Below are 894 nucleotides of genomic sequence, written 5' to 3' on the forward strand. Positions count from 1 at the left end.
CTGCGGTGCGGGTTCCGGCGCAGGTTCCGGCGCCGGCTCCGGAGCGGGAGGCGTGTCGGCAGGCGGTGAGGCCGGTTCGGGCTCGGGTTCGGGCTCGGTGGACGGCGCGGGATCGGTCGGCTCCTCCGAGGGAGGATCCACGGGGTCGCCCGAGTCACTCGGGTCGATCGTCCCGCCGGTACCGGGGTCACCGGGGTCCACCACAGGCGGCGTTGCCTCCTCGCCAGGACTGTCCGTACCCGACGGCGGTGGCTGCGGCGCGGCCTCGCGCGCCGACGTGGACCCGGACCGCGCACAGTCACAGATCTCGGCGAGGTCCTCGGGAATCGACATGGTGCCCGGGAGGGGCAGGAACACCGGCACGGTCGCCATCTCGTCGGCGTACACCGACGACAGCTCGAGGACGGTCTCGGCGAATCCCGGTGTGAGGTGGTAGGCCGTCAACGCCGCTCGCAGGGTCTTCTCGTCAGCCAGGTCGCGGCCCCCGGCACACAGCACCACGGCCGCCGCCAACGAGGCATCGTCCACGTCCTGCGGATTGCGTACGTCGTCGCTGTCGGCATCGACCGCCACCGCAGCCCACGTGGCCGGCATCAGTCCGAACGGTCCGACCGGCGCGTCCCACCGCAGGTCGTGGTCGATCGTGCCCGCGTCGGTGTCGTCGACCGTCCCGCGGCCACCCTGGCCGTCGAGGGGCTTGCCCACGAGCGCCGGCGTCACCAGGCCGTTCACGTCGACCTTGTGCGCAGCGTTCTCGCCCCGTCCGTGGTTGGACTCGATGCGCGCGATGGCAGCGAGGGTCAGCCAGTCCAGGTGGCAGTCGGCGGTGAGGTTGATGATCGCGGCAGCCCGCTGGTAGGCAGCCGACGTACCGAGGGGTGCATCCAGCAGGGC

Annotated in this window: 1 protein-coding gene; it reads right to left on the reverse strand. The window is 72.3% G+C overall.

From position 1 onward, the window contains the following. Window positions 1–894: hypothetical protein (locus ACOADB_RS10805; protein WP_378598072.1), on the reverse strand; the 894-nt coding region annotated here is incomplete at both ends.

This window comes from Nocardioides sp. CPCC 206348 (genome assembly GCF_048654705.1).
Classification (GTDB): domain Bacteria; phylum Actinomycetota; class Actinomycetes; order Propionibacteriales; family Nocardioidaceae; genus Nocardioides.